Consider the following 19,834-nt stretch of genomic DNA (forward strand, 5'->3'; position numbering starts at 1 on the left):
TCTACAAGGAATCTCGACGCTCCGCATTCCCATTATCCGCACTCGCGTTGTTGCCGAGTTCGCCACCGGGGACTGGTCCGGAGACCTCGCCTCCCGGCGTGGGCCCGGCCGCTGCCTGCCGTTGCCCACCGGCGCCCGCGAGGGCCGACAGGTCGGCGCCGGTGTCGTTGAGCCGCCACACGTAGGGGGCGGTCGCGGTGTAGCGCACGACGCTGAGCGAGGCCGGTTCGACGACGATGCGCTGGAAGCCGTCGAGGTGGATACCGAGGGCGTCGGCGAGCACGGACTTGATCACGTCACCGTGGGTGCACGCCACCCATAGCGCGTCGCGGCCGTGGTGCTCGGCCAGGGCGCGGTCGTGTTCGCGGATGGCGGCGACCGCGCGCGCCTGCACCTGCGCCAGCCCTTCCCCGCCGGGGAACACCGCGCCGGAGGCGTGCCGCTGCACGACCTTCCACAGCGGTTCCTCCAGCAGTTCGGCGATGGGGCGGCCGGTCCACTCGCCGTAGTCGACCTCGAGCAGCCGGTCGTCGAATACCGGTTCCAGCCCGAACTTTTCCGCCAGCGGCGCGACCGTGCGCTGACAGCGCAGCAGCGGGGAGTGCACGATGCGTTCGATCGGCAGCCCGGCCAGTCGTTCGGCCACGGCCCTCGCCTGCTCCTCGCCGCGCTCGGTGAGCTCGACGCCGGTGCTGCGACCGGCCAGAGTGCGGGCGGTGTTCGACGTCGACACACCGTGCCGCAACAGGATCACCGTCATGCGGTCAGCCTAGCGATCATGTCGCCGAGATCACCCCGCCCGCCAGCAGACCCAGCAGGATCACCCCGAGCGCGATGCGGTAGCCGACGAACCAGTACAGCGAATGCCGTGCCACGAAACGCAGCAGCCACGCCACCGACGCGTAGCCGACCGCGAACGCCAGCACGGTGGCCACCAGCAGTTGCGGCCCACTGGCGTTGAGGCCCTCACCGGCGGGTTCGAACGCGTCCGGCAGGCTGAACAGGCCCGATGCGGTCACGGCGGGGATGGCCAGCAGGAACGAAAACCGCACGGCCGCTTCGCGCTCCAAGCCCAGGAACAGGCCCGCGGTGGAGGTGGCTCCGGAGCGGGAGACGCCGGGGATCAGCGCCAGGCACTGTGCGAAACCCATCGCCAGACCGTCGCGGGTGGTCAGTTGCTCGATCGGGCGTTCCTTGCGGCCGAAGTGCTCACCGGCGGCGATGACCAGGGCGAAGAAGATCAGCATGAACGACACCAGCCACAGGTTGCGCGCGCCGGTGCGGATCTCGTCTTTGAACACGAACCCCAGCACGCCGATCGGGATGGTGGCGATGATCACATACCAGCCGATGCGGTAGTCGAGTTCGCGCTGGGCCTGCTGGTCGAAAACGCGGGTGTGGTCGGCGGTGAGGACCGGGAGTCTGGTGGTGGGCTGATCGTGCAGCGGCAGCTGCTGGCGACCGCGCGCGCCGATCTGCTCGCGCAGCCCGGCGAACCAGGCCAGCACGATGCGCCAGATGTCCTTGGCGAAGTACACCAGTACCGCGGCCTCGGTGCCCAGCTGGGTGACGGCGGTGAACGAGGCGCCCGCGTCGTCGCCGAAGAAGACCGACGACACGATGCGCAGGTGCGCCGAGGATGAGATCGGCAGGAATTCCGTCAGTCCCTGCACCAGTCCCAGCACCAAGGCCTGCACCCAGGTCATCGACTCGCCTACCACGAACCATCCTCCACTTCCGCGTGAAATACGCGTCCTCACCTGGGCATTGGCGCGGTGGCCGGTGGCATCCGGCCCGAAACCGGCCCCAATTACGCAGCGACAGTACAGTGTCGAGGCCGCGGCGGCGTGCCCGGCTGCCGGGCCGCTGCCGCCGCGCGGGTCGCGGGTCTGCCCGCGCACCCGAGCGCGACCCACTGCGCTGGTGGCCGCCCAGTCGCGTATCCACACTCTAGGCTTGGCGCCGTGACGAATGCGCGGACACGGTGATGGAACAGCGGACGGTGGGCCGCAGCGGCCTGCGGGTGTCGCGGATGGGCCTGGCGACCCATACCTGGGGTGCGCACACCGACGCCGAGGACGCGGCGGGGCAGCTGGTGGCGTTCGTCGAGGCGGGCGGCACGCTGGTGGACACCTCCCCCGCCTACGCGGGCGGGGCGGCGCAGCGGATCCTGGCCGAGTTGCTCGGTGATCTGGTCTCCCGCGACGAACTGGTGCTCAGTGGGTGCGCGGGGGTCGCGCCGTGGGGGTTCGCCGCGGCGGGTGTGCCGGAGGCGGCGCAGGTCACGGTGGACACCTCGCGGCGGGCGCTGCTGCGGCAGCTGGATCGCACGCTGCTGGAGTTGGGCACCGATCATCTCGACATCTGGAATGTCGCGGTGTGGGATCCGCGGACGCCGCTGGAGGAGGTGGCCTCGACGGTGGAGCAGGTGGTGCGGTCGGGGCGGGTCCGGTACGCGGGGGTGCGCGGGTTCGGAGCCTGGCAGCTGGCCAGCTTGGCCGCGGTGGCGCCGGTGACCGCGGCGCAGACACCGTATTCGCTGCTGGCGCGGGGTGCGGAGAGCGATGTCGTGCCCGCGGCGCGGTTCCACGGGGTCGGGGTGATCGCCTCGGCGCCGTTGGCCGGCGGCATCCTGACCGGCAAGTATCGCGACGGCGTTCCGGCCGATTCGCGCGGCGCCGACGAGGCGACCGCGGCGGAGATCCGCAATGGTCTCGACGACCGCGCGACGCGGGTGGTGGATGCGCTGGTGACCGCGGCGGACGGGCTGGGCACCTCGCCGCTGGCGGTGGCGCTGGCCTGGATCCGGGACCGGCCCGGCGTGGCGAGCATGATCGTCGGCGCCCGCGACATCGGGCAGCTCACCGGCGTGCTGGCCGCCGAGACCCTGGAGTTGCCGCGGGCGATCGCCGCGGCCCTGGACGACGTCAGTGCACGCGCGGAGTGACACAGATTAGCCTTGCCCGCATGAGCACTGCAGCGACCGGGGGTGGGCGTGGGAACCGAGTCCGAGCCCGATGGCGGCGTGTCCTGCCGGTGTTGTTCGCGGTGAGCTTGCTGGCGGGGGTCGCCGGATGTGGTGGCGATGCCGGGTCCTCACACGGCGGGCACGGGCCCGCGACGGCGACGCTGAGCGATCTGGATCCGGTGCCCATCGGGCCGGAGCCGGCGCCCGCGCTGCCGGTGACGGTGCGGTCGTTCGACGGCGCGCAGGTCACCGTCACCGACGCTTCCCGCATCATCGCCGTCGACCGCTACGGGACCCTCGCCCAGATCGTGTACGCGCTGGGGCTGGGGCCCAAGCTGGTGGGCCGCAGCACCTCGGCGTCGTTTCCGGCGGTGCGGGACGTGCCGAACGTGGCGGGAGGCAACGGGTCGCTGAACGTGGAGTCGGTGCTGGCGATGCGGCCGTCGGTGTTCCTGACCGACACCACCAGCGCCGCGCCCGCGGTGCGTGAGCAGTTGCGCGCGGGCGGGGTCACGGTCGTCTACTTCGATCCGGAACGCACGATGGACGGGGTGGTGCCGCAGATCGAGGCGGTCGCGGCCGCGCTGGGTGTGCCGCAGCAGGGGCAGGCGCTGGCGCAGCGCACCCGCGACGAGATCGCCGCCGCGAGCGCCGCGGTGCCCGCCGCCGATCCGCCGCTGACCATCGCGTTCCTGTATCTGCGTTCCACCGCGATCACGATGCTCGCCGGGCCCGGGTCGGGTGCGGACGCGTTGATCGCGGCGCTGCACGCGCGCGACGCGGGCGCGGTGGCCGGGGTGAAGGAGCCGTTCACCGCGATCACCAGTGAGGCCATGATCGGTGCGGCGCCGGATGTGCTGCTGGTGATGTCGGACGGGTTGAAGTCCGTCGGCGGTGTGGAGGGGCTGCAGAAGGTGCCGGGGATCGCGCAGACCCCCGCGGGGCGTGACCGGCGGGTGGTGGACATGTCGGATGCGGTGCTGTTGAGTTTCGGGCCCAACACCGGGCGGGTGATCGCGGCGTTGAGCGCGGCGGTGTACGGCGCCGGGCACGCATGAGCGTTTCGGAGACGGAAACGGCGGTGCCGCCGTTGCCGAAGTCGCGCGCACGGTCGCGGGTGCTGGTGGTGTTCGTGGTCGCGGTGGCGGGGCTGGTGGCGCTGGCGGTGGCGTCGGCGGCGATCGGTCAGGTGCCCACGACGGCCGCCGAGGTCGCCGGCAGTGTGCTGCACCGCATCGGGCTGACGGTCGGGCCGATGCCGGCGCATCCCTCCGGTGAGGTGACGCTGTGGCAGGTGCGGTTCCCTCGGGTGGTGCTGGCGATGCTGGTCGGTGCGGCGCTGGCGACAGCGGGTGCGTTGTTGCAGGGTGTGTTCGCCAACCCGCTGGCCGAGCCCGGCGTGATCGGGGTGTCGGCGGGCGCGGCGGTCGGTGCGGGCACGGTGATCGTGGTGGGTGGGGCGTTCGTGGCGGCGTGGTCGGTGGCCGCGGCGGCGTTCGTGGCGGGATTGGCGACGACGTTGCTGGTGTATCTGCTGGCGCGCTCGGGTGGCCGCACGGAGGTCGTCACGCTGGTGCTGACCGGTGTCGCGATCAACGCGTTCGCGGGCGGGTTGATCGCGCTGCTGCTGTTCGTGGCCTCCCCCGCGGCGCGGGATCAGATCGTGTTCTGGCAGTTGGGGTCGCTCAACGGCGCCACCTGGGAGTCGGTGGGGGTGGTGGCGCCGCTGACCGCGGTGGGTGTCGCGGCGGCGGTGCTGCTGGCGCCGCGGCTGGATCTGCTGGCGCTCGGGGAGTCGGCGGCCCGTCATCTGGGCGTCGACGTGGAGCGGCTGCGGCGCAACGTGATCGTCGTGGTGGCGATCCTGGCCACCGCCGGTGTCGCTTTCACCGGCATCATCCTGTTCGTCGGGCTGATCGTCCCGCATCTGGTGCGGATGCTGGTCGGCCCCGCCCACCGGATCCTGATCCCGCTCAGCGCCGTCGTCGGTGCGGTGGTGCTGCTGGCCGCCGACGTCACCGCCCGCTCCCTGGTCGACAACGCCGACCTGCCCCTCGGCATGCTCACCTCTTTGCTCGGCGGGCCCGTCTTCTTCTACCTGCTGCGCCGCACCCGCGCCCGCGCCGGAGGCTGGGCATGAGCGGGTGTGCACCAGTGGTGCATGGCTGCGGGAAACGCCGAGAACAGTTCTCGATGGTGTGCCACTCGACGCGAGGTGTGAGGTGAAGGTGCGGATGGCGCACGAGGTGCCGGGGTGGCCGCGGCAGGGGGATGTGACGGTGCGCGCGTCGGGGTTGAGTGTGGCGCGGCGCGGGGGTGGGCAGGCGCGGCTTGTGCTCGACGAGGTGGATTTCCAGGCGGTGGCCGGGCAGGTCGTCGCTCTGGTCGGGCCCAACGGGGCCGGTAAGTCGACGCTGCTGGCGGCACTGGCCGGGGAGTTGGCGCCGAGCGCGGGGACGGTGGAACTGGACGGGCGACCGTTGGCGCAGTGGACGACGTTGGACATGGCCCGGCGGCGGGCCGTGCTGCCGCAGACCCACACCGTCGGCTTCCCGTTCACCGCGCGGGAGGTGGTGGCGATGGGCCGCGCGCCGTGGGTGCGCACCGAACGCCGCGAACACGACGAGGAACAGATCGCCGCCGCGATGGCCGCCACCGACGTCGCGCATCTGGCCACCCGCTCGTTCCCGACCCTGTCCGGCGGTGAACGCGCCCGCGTCGCGTTGGCGCGGGTGCTGGCACAGGACACCGCCACCCTGCTGCTGGACGAGCCGACCGCCGCCTTGGACCTCGGCCACCAGGAGGCGGTGCTGCGCCTGGCCGCCGAGCGTGCCGCCGACGGCGCGGCGGTGGTCGTCGTGCTGCACGACCTCGGTGTCGCGGCCGCCTACGCCGACCGCGTCGCGGTACTGGACGCCGGTCGCATCGCCGCGGACGGCCCACCCCGCGAGGTGCTCACCACCGAACTGCTCACGCGTGTCTACCAGCACCCGGTCGAAGTGCTCGACCACCCGGTCACCGGCGCCCAGCTGGTCCTGCCGGTGCGCCGCTGAGCCCGAGCCACCCCGACCGACCGGCGGCATTCGGCTGTCCCGGTCTGCCCACAGGGGCCACCACACGTTCCAGCGCCCGTAGATCGGCCTCGAGCGCCCGGAAGAGCACATAGACGACGATGAAGGCGATGATCGCGCCCACGCACAACACACGCATGGCCGCGAGCAGCAACGGAATGTCGGCTGGCGGCAGCAACGTCACCCCGACGATCGCCAGTAGGGGTACCGACGCTGCCACCGTGAGGTACACGGTGCATCGGCGAGCCAGGCCGCGCAGGCGCAGCGCTTCGTCCGAGCCGATGTCGCCGTGGCGCAGGAACATCGGATAGATGCAGCGCACCAGGTAGAACGTCACCAAGAAGAACGGGTAGGCCACCGCCATCGCGCCGAAGACCAGCACTCCGCCCAGGAAATGCAGGAACAACTCCCCGGTGAATTCCGCGGTGGTGAAGTGGATCGCGATCGGAAAGGTGATCGCCGCCAGGCTCCAGAGCGAAAACGCCACCAGCACAGTACGTTCACCGAACCGAAGAGCATCCGATCGAGCCAGCGCCAGCATCCGTGGGTCGTAGATCCGGCCCCGGCGCAGGCCGCGCGAGACGATGAGCACACACCGCGACAGATACAACACCAATCCGAGCCCCAGCGGGAAGGACACTCCGTTCACCACGGTTACGGCGATCCACCACACGTGCTGCGAGGACACGCTCAGACGTTCGATGATCAGGGTTCGCCCGTGCTGGATGTTGTACGCCGATGCGACCGCGTTCGGGATGACCACGGCCAAGGCCAACAGCGGCACCAGCCACGGCCGCAGCCGCAGCCGCCAACTGGACGGCGGCGGATCGACCAGGTCGCGGGCCCGCTCGTCCAGGCACACCTCCAGCTGCTGGGCCAGTTCCGCGCCACCGGCCCACCGCTGCTCGCGCTCTGCTCGCAGACAGGTCAGCAAGACCCGGCGCAGTGCGGCCGGGCAGTCGGCGGGAATCCGCTCGAGCGCGCGCGGGTCCACCCCGGCGCGGCGGCGCCGCACCATCGCCGTGAGCGTGCCAGCGAGAGATTCGTCCGCGGCGGTGTCGTCGAAGGGCTTGGCGCCGGTGAGCAGCTCCCACAGCAGAACGCCGAGCGAATAGATGTCTGCGCGGGTGTCGAGCTCCTCGGCGCGGCCCTCACCGCGAGGCAGGCAGGCCTCGAGCTGTTCGGGCGACATGTACGACAGCGAACCGCCGAAATAGGCGAGCGGGTCGGCGTCGGCGAGATCACGGTTGAAACTGATGTTGAAATCGGCGAGCTTCGGCACGGCCTCGGCGGTGAGCAGCACATTGGCCGGTTTGACGTCGCGGTGCAGCACGCCGTGCGCGTCCGCGTAGGCCAGCGCCTCGGCGAGCCTGCGCCCGAGCCACGCGACGGTCTCCGGCCACGACAGTGCCGCGATCTGCGCGCGCACGCTGGAATCGGTCGGCCGGATCTCACCCTTATCCGCCATCGCGGTGTCGACCGCCTCCAGCAGCAGAGCTCCGCCGCGCTGCCCCGGTGGGGTGGCCCGCACCCAGCGCAACACGTTCATCAGGGTGCCGCCAGGCAGGAACTGCATGTACAGCAGCCGTAGCCGGTGTTCGCCCGGCTCGCTGCCGGGACCCGGCCCGTCCAGCACGCACTGATCGAAGATGCGCACGATGTAGTCGTGGTCGAGCTGGGCCAGTGTCTGCGGTTCGTCGCCGCGGTCGGCGGAGATCTTCACCGCCACCAGCCGTTGCAGCGATCGTTGCCGGGCCAGGAACACCCGCGCGAACGCTCCGCTGCCCAGCTCGGTGAGCAAGTCGAAATCGTTGATTCGATCGCCGACCGCGATGCGGTCCAGACCGGTGGCCCCCGTGGTGGGGGTGCCCGGCGATGTCAGCAGGCCGGTGGCAGGTCGGGTCGTAGTCCACGAGGAGGTCATCGAGGAGGGCGTGACCTTAGGTTCCGGACCGGGTCCTGTGGTGTGGTCACCGTTGTCGTCCGCGGCGAGCAGCACGCGCAGTTGTGCCGCCTGTTCGGGATATTCCCGCAGGCATGCGCGCGGATCGACCGGTTCGCCGCTGTGGCGGCGGATCAGGAACTCCTCGTACACCAGAGCGGCGGGAATCTTCTCCGGTGTGAGTTCGGGGAACTCGACGAAGTATTCGCGCAGTCGCTTGGGGCGGGGCGCGATGGTGGGTTCGCCGGTACCGGCCGGTCGGCGTAGCCACCGGTGCCGCAGATCGATCCGGATCAGTTCCAGCAGCGCGCCCAGCTGTGCGGCGGGCAGGTAATCGGCAATGGCAGGTGGTTGAGCGTCGGCTTCCCACGCCGCGGCGAAAGCGGCCACGGCGTTGGGGGCGGTTCCTGTCGGTCGCCGGAATCCGTTCCCGAAGTCGGAGCTGTCGCTCATATCCGCACCTGTCGAGCCGCCGCACACTGGCTCGTCGTGGTAAGGCACTGACAATCTGTCGGCCCGTTCACCGGTTCAGTTCTGGTCGGCAAACCCCATTATCCGGCGGTGGAGGATCCGGTGTCACATCCGCGGACGCTTCAGGGCGAGTCCCGCCCGTACCTGCTGGAACACTCATGGCGAGGTGGTGGCCTGCGGCCCGGTGCCCCGGCCCCGCCGCAACCGAGGCGTCGGGGCGTCCGTTGTTGTTGCGGCGCGCCGGACCGGCTCACCGCCAGATGAGTTTGAGCACCGCGGGTGTCAGCAGCATGCGGATGACCGTCGCGTCCAGGATCAAGGCCGCGATCATGCCGTAGGCGATGTATTTCATCAGCACCAGATCCGAGAAGCCGAACGCGCCGGTGACCACGATGAGGATCGCGGCGGCGGAGGTGATCACCCCGCCGGTGTGGGCGATGCCGTAGCGGATGGCCTCGGGCGCGTCCGCGCCCGCGGCGCGCGCTTCGGAGACCCGCGACAGCAGGAACACCTCGTAGTCGGTGGACAGTCCGAACACCACCGTCACGATCAGCGCCAGCACCGCGAACATCAGCGGTCCCGGTGTGAAGTGGAAGACTCCCGCGCCGTGCCCCTCGACGAACATCCAGGTCAGCATGCCCAGGGTGGATACGAGGCTCAGTGCGCTCATCACCACGGCTTTCAGCGCGAGCACCACCGAGCGGAACGCCGCGTACATCAGCGCCAGCGCGGCGGCGACCAGGATGGCCAGCAGCATCGGCAGGCCGTCGAGCAGGCCGTTGATGCTGTCGCGCTCCAGGGCGGGCACGCCGGCGACCATCACCCGAACGCCGGGTGGTTCTGGGATGGCGCGCAGCGCGGCGATCACCGCGTCGGCGTCGCGTTTGTCGGTCAGCCCGGCCGCGAGCACGTTGACGCCGTCCTTGGTGGGTGCGGCGGGTTCGAAGCGGCCGGTGAGGCCGGGGATCTGATTCGCGGCGTAGCGGATGTCGCTCAGTTGCCTCGGGTCGGCGCCGACCACCACCAGTTTCAGCGGTTCGGTGCGGAAGCTGGGAAACAGGGCGTCGAAACGTTCCTGCGCGACCCGGGCCGGGTTGTCGTCGGACAGATAGCGTTCGCTCAGGCCGCCGAATTCGATATGGCGCATGGGGATGCTCAACGCGAGCAGGGCCAGCACGATCGGCACGGCCACCGCAACGGGGCGGCGCATCGCCCACAGCGCCAGCCGCGAAAAGAAACCCGCGTCGATCTGGGCTTCGGTTTTGCTGCGGGAGAAGCGTTTCCATCCCAGGAAGTCGATGCGGCGTCCGGCGATGCTCAACGCCGCGGGCAGGGCGGTCACCGACAGCAGCGCCGCCAGCAGCACCGAGCTGATGCCGCCCAGCGGCACCGAGCGCAGCACCCCGTTGGGGAAGATGAACAGTGCGCCGAGGCTGAGGGCGATGATCGCCGCGGAGAACAGCACGGTGCGCCCGGCGGTGGCGACGGTGCGGGCGGTGGCTTCTTCGACGGTGTGGCTCGCGGCGAGTTCTTCGCGGAAGCGGGTGACGGTGAACAGGCCGTAGTCGATCGCCAAGCCGAGGCTGACCAGGGTCATCACGGCGCTGGCGAAGACGTTGACGTCGAGGTGGTCGGTCAGCGCCCGCAGCGCGCCCTGGGTGCCGAGGATGGTCATGCCGCCGATGAGCACCGGCAGCAGCGCGCCGATCACGCCGCCGAACACGAAATACAGCAGGATCGCCACCAGCGGCAGGGCGATCATCTCCGCGCGCCTGATGTCGCGTTGCATGCCGGTGTTGATGCCTTCGACGATCGGCTGCAACCCGGCCAGCTGCACGGTGGTGCCGCCGGGGCCGCCGCCTGGGCGTCCGGCGCCGAGATGGTCTTTGATCGCGGCGTAGTTCTCGACCGTCGCGGTGCCCGAACCGCGCAGGCCGACGCTGGCGAAGGCGTGGGTGTGGGTGGCGTCGGTGGCCTGGGCGGAGAACGGGCTGTCCCAGTAGCTGTCGATCTTCTGGATGCGGTCGGGGTAGGCGGCCAGCAGTCCGGCCAGCTGCTGGGTGACCGGGCCGCGGACGGCCGGGTCGTCGACGGTGGCGCCCTCGGGTGCGGTGTAGAGCAGGATCAGATCGCTGTCGGTGTCGCGGCCGAAGGTGCGGTCGGCCAGTTCGGCGGCGGCGACCGATTCGCTGCTCTCGTCGAACCAGCCTTCCTGGGTCAGCCGCCCGGCCAGGTCGCGGCCGTACCAGCCGGACAGCAGCACGAACAGCACGAAGAAGGCGAGGACGAGGTAGCGGTTGCGGTGCACCCACCGCCCCCACCGCAGTGATCCGCAACTGCGCATCGCGTCGCGGGTCAGCCGCAGGCCGGGGTGCGGTAGTCGGCCGAGCGCAGGATGCCGCACAGGTCGGTGCGCGAGATCTTCCACTTGCCGTCGATGAGCACGAAGTGCACGACGGTGGTGCGGACCGCGGCGCCGGTGCCGTCCTTGTCCAGCCGCATGGTGGCGGTGAGGGTGCCGTCGTGGTTGTCGAACACCGGGTCGGTGACGCCGTAGACGGCGCGCGGGTTGTCCTGCAGCGCCTTGTACATGTCGGGGATGGCCTGGCGGAAGGAGTCTCCGTCCTCGATGAGGGCGGTGCGTTCGCTGTCGGGCAGCGCTGGGTCGAGGGCCCGCTTGATCTGGGCGTCGAGGTCGGCGGCTGTGGGCAGCGGCGGGTGGGCGGCGCTGGAGGACGCGGCGATCGAGGACGACAGCGAGGCGTTCGCCGAGGAGCGGGCGGCGTCGACGGCGGCCTCGTCGGTCGCGGTGTCGCACGCGGCGGCGGCCGCGGCCAGCAGCAGGCCGGCCGCGGTGAGCGCGGCGCGGGTGAATCGTGTGTGGGTCATCACTTCCTACATACCTTCGATGACGGAGCTGATCCGTCCCAGCAGGGCACGCACGGTCGTGACGTCCCGTTCCGCGGCGGCCTCGATCGTCGCGGTGTCGGGGATCATATCCCGCACGAAGGCGGCGACACTGCGTTCGTCGTCGAGGTCGATGTCGGTGACCGTGGCTTGGGCGCTGGCGAGCACGTCCTCCGGGCCGGGGACGGCGTCGCCGAGATCGCGGCGGTAGATCTCGAGTGTCAGGGTGGCGCGGACGGTGCGGAACGCGAAGGGGTGGCCGTCGGCGGTGGTCCCGAAGCCGTGCGCGTACGGGCCGACGGTGAGGTCATCGATGACGAATCCCGACGTATGGTCGGCTTTCAACCCGGATCTCCCTGTATCGGACTGTGTGGTCTCCACCGTAGCGCCCGCCGCCGACATTCTGCTCGAGCCGCCACCCCGGTCGGCCGGCCGGGTGTCGCATCATGGTCAGATGGTGAGGTTGCGGAAGATTCGTCGGTAGTAAGGAGTTCGGTGGATGCGCCCTCGCGGCTCGCTCGTCTCGGTGTTCGCGGGTGTGGCGGTGCTGGTGCTGCTGGCCGGATGCTCCTCCGGCTCCGGCGGTTCCGAGCTGCCCACCAGGGAGCCTGCCACCCCCGCGGTCGCGCCCGCGCCTGCGGTGCCGCCGGCGGGGCGGGTGCTGGCGGCCGGTCCGCTGGCGGAGCTGCAAGCCGATGCCGGCGGCAGGTTGCTGGCCGGTCTGGACGGTTCGGTGCTGACGGTGTTCGATCCGGACGCCGCCGAGCCGGTGGTGCGCACCGTGACGTTGCCGCAGCGTGCCGGCGGTCTGGCGCCGGGCAGGCCGGGTGAGATGCTGGCGGCCGCGCCGGGCCGGGTGCTGCGGGTGGACCTCGCCTCCGGGGCGGTGGCCGTGGTGGCCGTGGACGGTGACGTGCGGGCGGTGCGCGCACGCTCCGACGGCGGGTTGCTGGTCGGTACCGCCGACGGCAGGGTGCTGGAGCTGGCGGGCGACGGTGCGGTGACCGGCACGGTGTCCGGCCTGGTGTCGGCCGACGTGCTGGCCGAAGCCGACGGGAAGCTGACCGTCCTGGACCGGCGGCAGACGGCGATCTTCGAGCTGGAGGCGGGCAGGCAGCGGCCGGGATTGGCGTTGCGCGCCGGGGACGGGGCCACGCAGCTGATCGGTGACACCCGCGGCCGGTTCGTGGTGACCGACACCGCGGGCGGTGAACTGCTGGTCTACACCGCGGGACCGCTCGTGCTGCGGCAGCGTTTCCCGGTAGGATCTTCGCCTTACGCACTTGCCTACGACCAGCGGTCGGACACCGTGTGGGTGACGTGCACGCAGCGCAACGAGGTCGTCGGATTCGACCTGTCGACTGGTATACCGAAGGAAGTGGGCCGCTACGCCACCGTCCGGCAACCGAACTCGGTGGCTGTCGAGCAACGCACCGGTGATCTGTTCGTGGGGTCCGCGACCGGCGACGGTCTGCAACGGATCGGTGCGGACGATCGGAAGAGAGGGCACTGATGGCTCGGACACCACGCGCGGACGAGGATTCCGCGGCAGCTACCGAACCGGCAGTACATCGCGGGCGCGGGCGCGCGCTGCCCGCGGGCTGGGAGACCACCAGCGACGACTACGAGTACGTGCCGTTGCGGCTGCCGCCGGATGTGACGCGGGTGACCGCGTCCATGCGGCTGGCGATCCAGGCGGAGTTCGGCGGCTGGGAGCTGTCGCGGGTGCGCGCCTACACCGACGGCAGCAGGCGGGTGCTGCTGCGGCGGCGAAAATCCGCACTACTACCCCAGCCCGAACCCGGAATGTGAGCCGATGTACGCCCTGCTACTCCGACTGATGTTCCTGGTCGCGCCGGAACGCATCCATCACCTCGTCTTCGCCGCGATGCGGTTCGCGGCCTGGTGCGCGCCGCTGCGCTGGGCGATGGGCAAGATCCTCGTCACCCGCGACCCGATCCTGCGCACCGAGGCGTTCGGGGTCGAGTTCACCGCGCCGCTGGGGCTGGCCGCCGGTTTCGACAAGAACGCCGACGGTGTCGATGCCTGGGCGCCGCTGGGGTTCGGTTTCGCCGAGATCGGCACCGTGACCGCGCAGCCGCAGCCGGGCAATCCCGCGCCGCGGCTGTTCCGGTTGCCCGCCGACCGCGCTCTGATCAACCGGATGGGTTTCAACAACCACGGCGCCGCCGCGGCCGCCGAACGGCTGCGGGCGCGCCGCGGCGGGGTGCCGATCGGGGCGAACATCGGCAAGACCAAGATCGTGGCGCCCGAGGCCGCGGCGGCGGACTACGCCGCCAGCGCCGCGCTGCTGGGGCCGCTGGCCGATTTCGTCGTGGTCAACGTCAGCTCCCCCAACACCCCGGGGCTGCGGGATCTGCAGGCGGTGGAGTCGCTGCGGCCGCTGCTGCGGGCGGTGCTGGACAGTGTGCGGGTGCCGGTGCTGGTGAAGATCGCGCCGGATCTGTCCGACGAGGACATCGACGCGGTCGCCGATCTGGCCGTGGAGCTCGGCTTGGCCGGCATCGTGGCCACCAACACCACCATCCGCCGTGACGGTCTGCGCACCGATGCCGCACAGGTGGAGGCCATGGGGGCGGGTGGGTTGTCCGGTCCGCCGGTCGCCGACCGTTCGCTCGAGGTGTTGCGGCGGCTGTACCGGCGGGTGGGTGATCGGCTGGTGCTGATCTCGGTCGGTGGCATCGAAACCGTCGACCAGGCGTGGGAACGTGTCCTGGCGGGGGCGACGCTGTTGCAGGGCTACACCGGTTTCATCTACGGCGGCCCGTTCTGGATGCGCAGAATCCATCGCGGGTTGGCGCAGCGGTTGCGCGCCGGGGGCTACCGCAGTCTCGGTGAGGCCGTCGGGGCCGAGCACAAAGCGCACGCCTGAAGCAGACGGGTCAGCCGTGCACGAACGGCGGTTCAGGGATGCGGGGGCGCCGGGGCCGTGGAGTGTGCCCCGGCGGCGCCGGATCTCCTTTCGGCCGCAGTTCCTGCTCGAGGCGGGCGGCCATGCGCTTGGCGAGCAGGATCACCGCGTGGTCGCGCAAGATGCCCAGTTCGTCGGCGTAGGCCTCGGCCCGGGCTTGGGTCGCGCGGTCGTGCACGGCGTGTGGGTCGCTGAGCAGTTCGTCCAGGGACATCCCGGCCATGGCCTGGCCGCGGGTCAGCCGCCGGTCCGGTAGCCAGCTCAGCCGCCAGCTGTCGGTCGCGTCGGTGTCGCGGTAGGCCGATTCGGGGGTTATGTCACTGGTCATCGTCCATTCGGTGGTGTGGATGGTCATCGCGGTCTCCGGTGCGACGGGTGGAGTGAGGCCGGCTCCAGGGTGCTGAGGTCGATGAGCACGAATGCCTCCTGTCGTGCATCCGCTGGTGCGCCGCGGTGGCCGCGCCGCATGGTGGGTGATCCGCCGCTGCGGCGGGCGTGGTGGGTGCCCTGGGCCGGAGGCGTCCGCTGCCGGGCCGGGTGGTCCAGGGGGCGGCTCGCTGGTGTACGGCCGGGGTGACCGCGGCTTCGGGCGAGCCGGTCGGCGTCGCGCGCCGATCGCGGCGTGCGGGGCATCGGCGCGGTGGTGGGTGCCACGGCTGTGGGGTCCGGGCGACGGAGTCGGTAGCGGCCGGGGCGCCGAGAGGCCGGGTCCGCTACGGCCTGTGGTGGGTCTACCGGTGTGCCGCCGCGAGGCGGATGCCGGCCGGTGTGGTGCCGCGGGAAGTGTTCGGCGGCTCGTTCAGTCCCTCACCGGCTCGGGCACCATGTCGGTGTCGGATCCGGCGGGGCGGTGTCGCCGCCGCCGTCGCGGCTGCCGTATCTGCAGAATCACTTTCATCACCAGCCCTCCCGATGTGCCTGGTGGTGCGATGGGGATCGCCACATCCAGTGTGGCATTTGCCGTTCCCCCCGCGCAATTGCCGTTGTAATTTGGTAATTGACAATTCGCCCGCTGGCTAAACCCGATTCGCGTGGCCAACATGCGCACGACCACCGGTGTCGCGCCGATAGAGGAGGGTGGCATCGCCATGGTCCCGCAGGATTCGGGAATGGTTGCCGTTCGCAATATCCTCACCCGCTTGTGCAAACGTTCCGGCCTGAGCCCGGATCGCTTGCGCAGCACCGAAATCGACGTACTGCCGCTGTTGGATCTGCTGGCGGTGCGTCAGTACGCGCGGCGAGCGGGCATCGACCAGGAGGAGGCGGTGCTGCCGCTGGTGCGCGATCTGGCGCTGCGCTTGGAGCCCACCCACCGGCTGGTCGTCGACGCGGAACTTTCGTTGGGGCTGCTGCGCGAAAACCCGCCCGCCGGAGTGGATCCCGCTCGGCTCTACGCCCAGGATCTGGGTGAGCGGCGCGAATACCTCGCCGAGCGGTGGGCGCGGCTGCACGAAGCCCTTGGCGCGCAACCGGTTCCCGGCGCGCTGACGGTGCGCTCGCTGCGCGGGGCTCCCGAGCGGCGGGCGTTCACCGAGCTGGCCGCGCAGCTGACCACGGCGTCGGTGTTCGACGGCGCGCATGTCGTCGACTTCGGCAACACCTCCGAACATGCTGCGGCGGAACCGGTTCCGGTGGACGACCGCGGTGTGGTCACGGTGATCGGAGACGCGGTCGTCGACCACATGTATGTGGTCGACGGCATCCCCGGCTCCGGGGCCACCGCGCGCGGCAGCTATCGGGAGCATCCCGGCGGCAAGGGCCTCACCCGCGCCGTCGCGGCGGCCAGGCTGGGGCTGCGGGCGCGGCTGATTTCGGCGGTCGGCGACGACGACGCGGGCGATCACATCCTGGACTACCTGCGCAGCGAACGCGTCGACACCGAACTGGTCAAAGTGGTGCCCTACGCCCCGACGCCGGTGACCGCGGTGATCGTGGCCCGCACCGGCGCGGCCGCCACGATCGGCTGCAAGGACGAGCGAATCCGGCTGAGCGCGCAGGAATTGCGCAGCGAGGCCATCCGTGCGGCGATCGCGGCCTCGGATGCGGTGCTGCTGACCTTCGAGCAACCCACCGGCGTCATCGAGCAGATCATGGGACAGTTGCGCGCGCTGCCGCGGCGACCGCTGGTGGTGCTGCATCCCGCGCCGCGGCTGGACCGTCCGCAGTACCTGTATCAGCATCTGGGGGCGGTGGACTACCTCGTCGGCGGCGACAGCGACCTGCGAGCGCTGGCGATGGCGGGCGAGGGCGCGGATGGGCACCAGACCGCGACGCGGCTGCGCGCCCTGGGGGCGGGGGCGGTGTGCGCGATCCAGGATTTCCGGTGCGAAGTGTGGTCCGACCAGGTCAGCGCGAGATTCCAGCCGTTCCCGACGGCGTTGCAGGACTCGGTGGGCGCTCACGCTGCCTTCTCCGCCGCCCTGGTATATCGTCTCGTTTCGACGCGCCGCCCCGCCGAACGCACCGACTACGTCTGGGCGACCGCCGCGATGGTGGCGACGCAATCGATCGGGGATGTCCCCGCGGCGATGCCACTGGTGAGTGAGGTCGAGCGAATCTACAAACTCGCTACGGAGGAGCATTGACCAACGTTGTGGATCCTGCCGACACCGAGCATCGGTTCCGTCGCAACGGGCAAGATCTGCGAGTTCGGGTAGCGGAGTTGGACGCCGACGGCGAGCGGGGCCATCTGCTGCTGTTCGGTGCGGTGGCCGACGGCTGCCTGGTGCGGGTGCACTCGCGCTGCCTGTACGGGGAGGCGCTGCGGTCGCAGGACTGCGACTGCGGACCGGAACTGGACAAGGCGCTGGATCTGATCCAGGCCGCCGGTTCCGGGGTGCTGGTCTATCTGGAACAGGAGGGCCGCGGCGCGGGCCTGATCGCCAAAGCGCTGGGCTACCGGGAAAGCGAGCGCTCCGGCGCGGACACCTTCACCAGCTACGAAGCCCTCGGCTATCCCGCCGACGGACGCACCTACGTGGCCACCGCCCGTGCGCTGGCCGGCCTCGGACTGCGTTCGGTGCAGCTGTTGACCAACAATCCCGCCAAGGTCGAGGCCCTGCGGCAGGCAGGTCTGCTGGTCACCCCCGTGCCGTTGCGCACGCGGGCGCTGAGCGAACGCGCCCGCGACTACCTCGAGGCCAAGCGCACCCGGCGCAAGCACTGGATCCCGACCGACTCCCCACCGTGGGCGTCCGACGAGCACAACGAAGATCACGGGGGCCGGCCGTACGCGGTGGACGCGGTCGGGCTCGCCCCCGGTGACAACGTCCGTCCCCGTCCCGGCCCCGCGCCGGATCTGATCGGTGCCTGAAGGATTGTTGAAGTTTGCCCCACCCGGCTTCCCACATGTGGCTACCATGAGTGAGCCGCGCCACATGTGGCGCGCCGGCTCGTGAGAGACTGACAGCGCGCTCGTCGCGTCATGTCAGGGGATGCGAGTCCCGGATCGGGCGTCGGCGCAGGTCGCGCCCGGTTCACGCCAGCGCTATCGGGAACAGGGATATGACGACAACAGAAATCGGATACGCGCATCAGTCGGGCAAAACGGTGTACACCGTTCCCGCCGCATTCCAGGAGACCGCGCGGCTGCGCCCCGACCAGATCGCCTTGCGCAAGGTGGGCGGCACCCAGCAGTACACCTGGCGCGAGTACGCCGAACGGGTGCGCTCGATCGCCGCGGGCCTGGCCGGGCTCGGCGTCGGCCACGGCGACACCGTCGGCATCATGCTGACCAACCGTCCCGAGTTCAATCTCGTCGACACCGCCGCCCTGCACCTGGGCGCCACCCCGTTCTCCATCTACAACACCAGCTCCCCCGAGCAGATCGCCCATCTGTTCACCAACGCGGGCAACAAAGTCGTCGTCACCGAGCAGGTCTTCCTCGACCGGATCACCTCGGCCGGGGTGCCGGTCGAGCACATCATCCTGGTCGACGGCCCCGCCGAGGGCACCGTCACCGTCGAACAGGTCGAGGCCGCGCCCGCCGCCGATTTCGATTTCGACGCCGCCTGGCAGGCCGTCGGCCCCGACGACCTGGCCACCCTGATCTACACCTCCGGCACCACCGGGCCGTCCAAGGGCGTGGAGATCACCCACCGCAACGTGCTCGCCCAGATCATCGCCCTGGTCAACGGCCCGCTGCGGGTCGGGCTGGACGACCGCGCGGTGTCCTACCTGCCCGCCGCGCACGTCGCCGACCGTATCTCCGGGCACGCGATCAACCTGCTCACCGGCATCCAGATCACCACCGTCCCCGACCCGCGCGAAGTCGCCGCCGCCCTGCCCGACGCGCGCCCGACCATCTTCTTCGGCGTCCCGCGCGTGTGGCAGAAGATCAAGGCCGGTGTCGAGGGCAAACTCGCCGAAGAACCGAGCCCGGTGAAGAAGGCGCTGGCCAACTGGGCCATCAGCACCGGGATCGCCGCCGCGCGCGCCGATCTGTCCGGCAAAGGCCGCGGCCCCCTGCTCGGCGCGCAGCACAAGATCGCCGAGACGCTGGTGCTGTCGAAGTTGCGCCACGCTTTGGGCCTGGATCAACTGAAAGTCGCCTCCTCCGGCGCCGCCCCCATCCCGCCGGAGACCCTGGAATACTTCCTCGGCCTCGGCTTCACCGTCAGCGAGGTGTGGGGCATGTCGGAGACCACCGGCGTGGGCACCTACACCGAACTGGACAAGCCGCGGCCCGGTTCGGTCGGGCGTCCGGTCGACGGGGTCGAGCTGCGACTGGACGCCGACGGCGAGGTGCTGATCCGCGGCGCGATCGTCACCCGCGGCTACCGCAACATGCCCGACAAGACCGCCGAGGCCATCGACTCCGACGGCTGGCTGCACACCGGTGACATCGGCACCCTCGACGCCGACGGCTACCTGCGGATCGTGGACCGCAAGAAGGAACTGATCATCAACGAAGCGGGCAAGAACATCGCCCCCAGCAACATCGAGAACTCGGTGAAGGCGGCTTCCTCGCTGATCGGCCAAGTCGTCGCCCTCGGTGACGCCAAGCCCTACATCGCCGCCCTGATCGTGCTCGACCCCGACGTCGCGGCGCTGCGCGCCAAGGAACTCGACGCCACCGGCGAGGACATCGCCACCCTGGCCACCCGCGCGCAGATCGTGGAGGAGGTACTCGCCGCGGTCCAGGCGGGCAACGCCAAACTCTCCCGCGTGGAGCAGATCAAACGCTTCACCATCCTCGGCGCGGTCTGGGAGCCCGGCGGCGACGAACTGACTCCGAAGATGTCGCTCAAACGCGCCCCCATCGCGGCCAAGTACCAGGCCGAGATCGAGGCGCTGTATGCCAAGGAACCTTCCGACCGGGTGATCAGCGTCAAGTAAGCCCTCGCGAAAAGCGCTGTGGCCCAGGTGATCGGCCTGGGTTCACGGCGCTTTTGCGCTCGCACGGCGTGGTCTACGGGTCTTCGTCCATGAGGGTGCGCAGCGCCGAGGCGCCGATCCGCCGAAGCTCCTCGCGGCTGCGCCCGGCCGCGGCCTGGACGGCGATGCCGTCGGAGATCGTGTGCACGAGTGCGGCCAGGGTGGCC

General features: G+C 70.6%; 17 protein-coding genes. 10 read left to right on the plus strand and 7 right to left on the minus strand.

Annotated elements, in window-relative coordinates; genetic code table 11:
- Nucleotide 1: 1 nt before the first annotated feature.
- Nucleotides 2-760 (minus strand): histidine phosphatase family protein, encoded by a 759-nt coding sequence (locus tag ACH49X_RS19725; protein ID WP_195082914.1) that lies wholly within the window; start codon nt 758-760, stop codon nt 2-4.
- Between the two features lie 16 nt (nt 761-776).
- A complete protein-coding gene (locus tag ACH49X_RS19730; protein WP_195082915.1) occupies nt 777-1,706 on the minus strand; it encodes an undecaprenyl-diphosphate phosphatase in 930 nt (309 codons plus the stop codon).
- Between the two features lie 281 nt (nt 1,707-1,987).
- On the opposite strand from ACH49X_RS19730, the gene ACH49X_RS19735 reads away from it, so the two are divergent.
- The 4 genes from ACH49X_RS19735 (at nt 1,988) to ACH49X_RS19750 (ending at nt 6,021) form a co-directional block, all read left to right on the plus strand.
- On the plus strand, nt 1,988-2,947 hold the full coding sequence (locus ACH49X_RS19735; protein WP_195082916.1) for an aldo/keto reductase: 960 nt from the start codon (nt 1,988-1,990) through the stop codon (nt 2,945-2,947).
- A 20-nt stretch (nt 2,948-2,967) separates the two neighbouring features.
- Nucleotides 2,968-4,026 carry an ABC transporter substrate-binding protein gene (locus tag ACH49X_RS19740; RefSeq protein ID WP_357207946.1) on the plus strand — a complete coding sequence of 353 codons (1,059 nt, stop codon included), beginning with the start codon at nt 2,968-2,970 and terminating at the stop codon, nt 4,024-4,026.
- Entirely contained in the window at nt 4,023-5,108 is a 1,086-nt protein-coding gene (locus tag ACH49X_RS19745; protein WP_195082918.1) for an iron ABC transporter permease, read from the plus strand. Before ACH49X_RS19740 ends, ACH49X_RS19745 begins: the two co-directional genes overlap by 4 nt.
- A 94-nt stretch (nt 5,109-5,202) precedes the next feature.
- Nucleotides 5,203-6,021, plus strand: a complete 819-nt coding sequence (locus ACH49X_RS19750; protein WP_195082970.1) for a heme ABC transporter ATP-binding protein — start codon at nt 5,203-5,205, stop codon at nt 6,019-6,021.
- On the opposite strand, the gene ACH49X_RS19755 is transcribed toward ACH49X_RS19750, so the two are convergent.
- The 4 genes from ACH49X_RS19755 to ACH49X_RS19770 all read right to left on the minus strand — a co-directional run bounded on the left by ACH49X_RS19755 (nt 5,984) and on the right by ACH49X_RS19770 (nt 11,704).
- Nucleotides 5,984-8,434 carry a serine/threonine-protein kinase gene (locus ACH49X_RS19755; protein ID WP_357207943.1) on the minus strand — a complete coding sequence of 817 codons (2,451 nt, stop codon included), beginning with the start codon at nt 8,432-8,434 and terminating at the stop codon, nt 5,984-5,986. The two genes, ACH49X_RS19750 and ACH49X_RS19755, sit on opposite strands and share 38 nt — an antisense overlap.
- 268 nt (nt 8,435-8,702) lie before the next feature.
- A complete protein-coding gene (locus tag ACH49X_RS19760; RefSeq protein WP_397070680.1) occupies nt 8,703-10,796 on the minus strand; it encodes an MMPL family transporter in 2,094 nt (697 codons plus the stop codon).
- 11 nt (nt 10,797-10,807) lie between these two features.
- Nucleotides 10,808-11,341, minus strand: a complete 534-nt coding sequence (locus ACH49X_RS19765; RefSeq protein ID WP_195082920.1) for a hypothetical protein — start codon at nt 11,339-11,341, stop codon at nt 10,808-10,810.
- Between the two features lie 6 nt (nt 11,342-11,347).
- Nucleotides 11,348-11,704, minus strand: a complete 357-nt coding sequence (locus ACH49X_RS19770; RefSeq protein WP_195082921.1) for a hypothetical protein — start codon at nt 11,702-11,704, stop codon at nt 11,348-11,350.
- A gap of 154 nt (nt 11,705-11,858) precedes the next feature.
- Between ACH49X_RS19770 and ACH49X_RS19775 the strand changes: the two genes are divergently transcribed.
- Genes ACH49X_RS19775 through ACH49X_RS19785 form a run of 3 tightly spaced genes read left to right on the plus strand, consistent with a single transcriptional unit; the run spans nt 11,859 to nt 14,252 of the window.
- Complete coding sequence (locus tag ACH49X_RS19775; RefSeq protein ID WP_357107395.1) at nt 11,859-12,872, plus strand: hypothetical protein; 1,014 nt, start codon at nt 11,859-11,861, stop codon at nt 12,870-12,872.
- Nucleotides 12,872-13,171: a DUF5703 family protein gene (locus tag ACH49X_RS19780; RefSeq protein ID WP_357207937.1), complete on the plus strand. Its 300-nt coding sequence runs from the start codon at nt 12,872-12,874 to the stop codon at nt 13,169-13,171. The genes ACH49X_RS19775 and ACH49X_RS19780 overlap by 1 nt, the downstream gene beginning before the upstream one ends.
- A gap of 4 nt (nt 13,172-13,175) precedes the next feature.
- A complete protein-coding gene (locus ACH49X_RS19785) occupies nt 13,176-14,252 on the plus strand; it encodes a quinone-dependent dihydroorotate dehydrogenase (protein ID WP_195082923.1) in 1,077 nt (358 codons plus the stop codon).
- A gap of 10 nt (nt 14,253-14,262) precedes the next feature.
- Here ACH49X_RS19785 and ACH49X_RS19790 read toward each other — a convergent pair whose 3' ends face one another.
- Nucleotides 14,263-14,646: a hypothetical protein gene (locus ACH49X_RS19790; RefSeq protein ID WP_357107385.1), complete on the minus strand. Its 384-nt coding sequence runs from the start codon at nt 14,644-14,646 to the stop codon at nt 14,263-14,265.
- A 685-nt stretch (nt 14,647-15,331) separates the two neighbouring features.
- Here ACH49X_RS19790 and ACH49X_RS19795 point away from each other — a divergent pair.
- From ACH49X_RS19795 to ACH49X_RS19805, 3 genes are all read left to right on the plus strand, one after another.
- A complete protein-coding gene (locus ACH49X_RS19795; RefSeq protein ID WP_357107382.1) occupies nt 15,332-16,876 on the plus strand; it encodes a carbohydrate kinase family protein in 1,545 nt (514 codons plus the stop codon).
- Nucleotides 16,873-17,604 carry a GTP cyclohydrolase II gene (locus ACH49X_RS19800; protein ID WP_357207933.1) on the plus strand — a complete coding sequence of 244 codons (732 nt, stop codon included), beginning with the start codon at nt 16,873-16,875 and terminating at the stop codon, nt 17,602-17,604. The genes ACH49X_RS19795 and ACH49X_RS19800 overlap by 4 nt, the downstream gene beginning before the upstream one ends.
- Before the next feature lie 191 nt (nt 17,605-17,795).
- On the plus strand, nt 17,796-19,628 hold the full coding sequence (locus ACH49X_RS19805; protein ID WP_357107379.1) for a long-chain fatty acid--CoA ligase: 1,833 nt from the start codon (nt 17,796-17,798) through the stop codon (nt 19,626-19,628).
- Nucleotides 19,629-19,834 lie beyond the last annotated feature (206 nt).

It is taken from the genome of Nocardia sp. NPDC019323 (assembly GCF_044389845.1).
Classification (GTDB): domain Bacteria; phylum Actinomycetota; class Actinomycetes; order Mycobacteriales; family Mycobacteriaceae; genus Nocardia; species Nocardia implantans.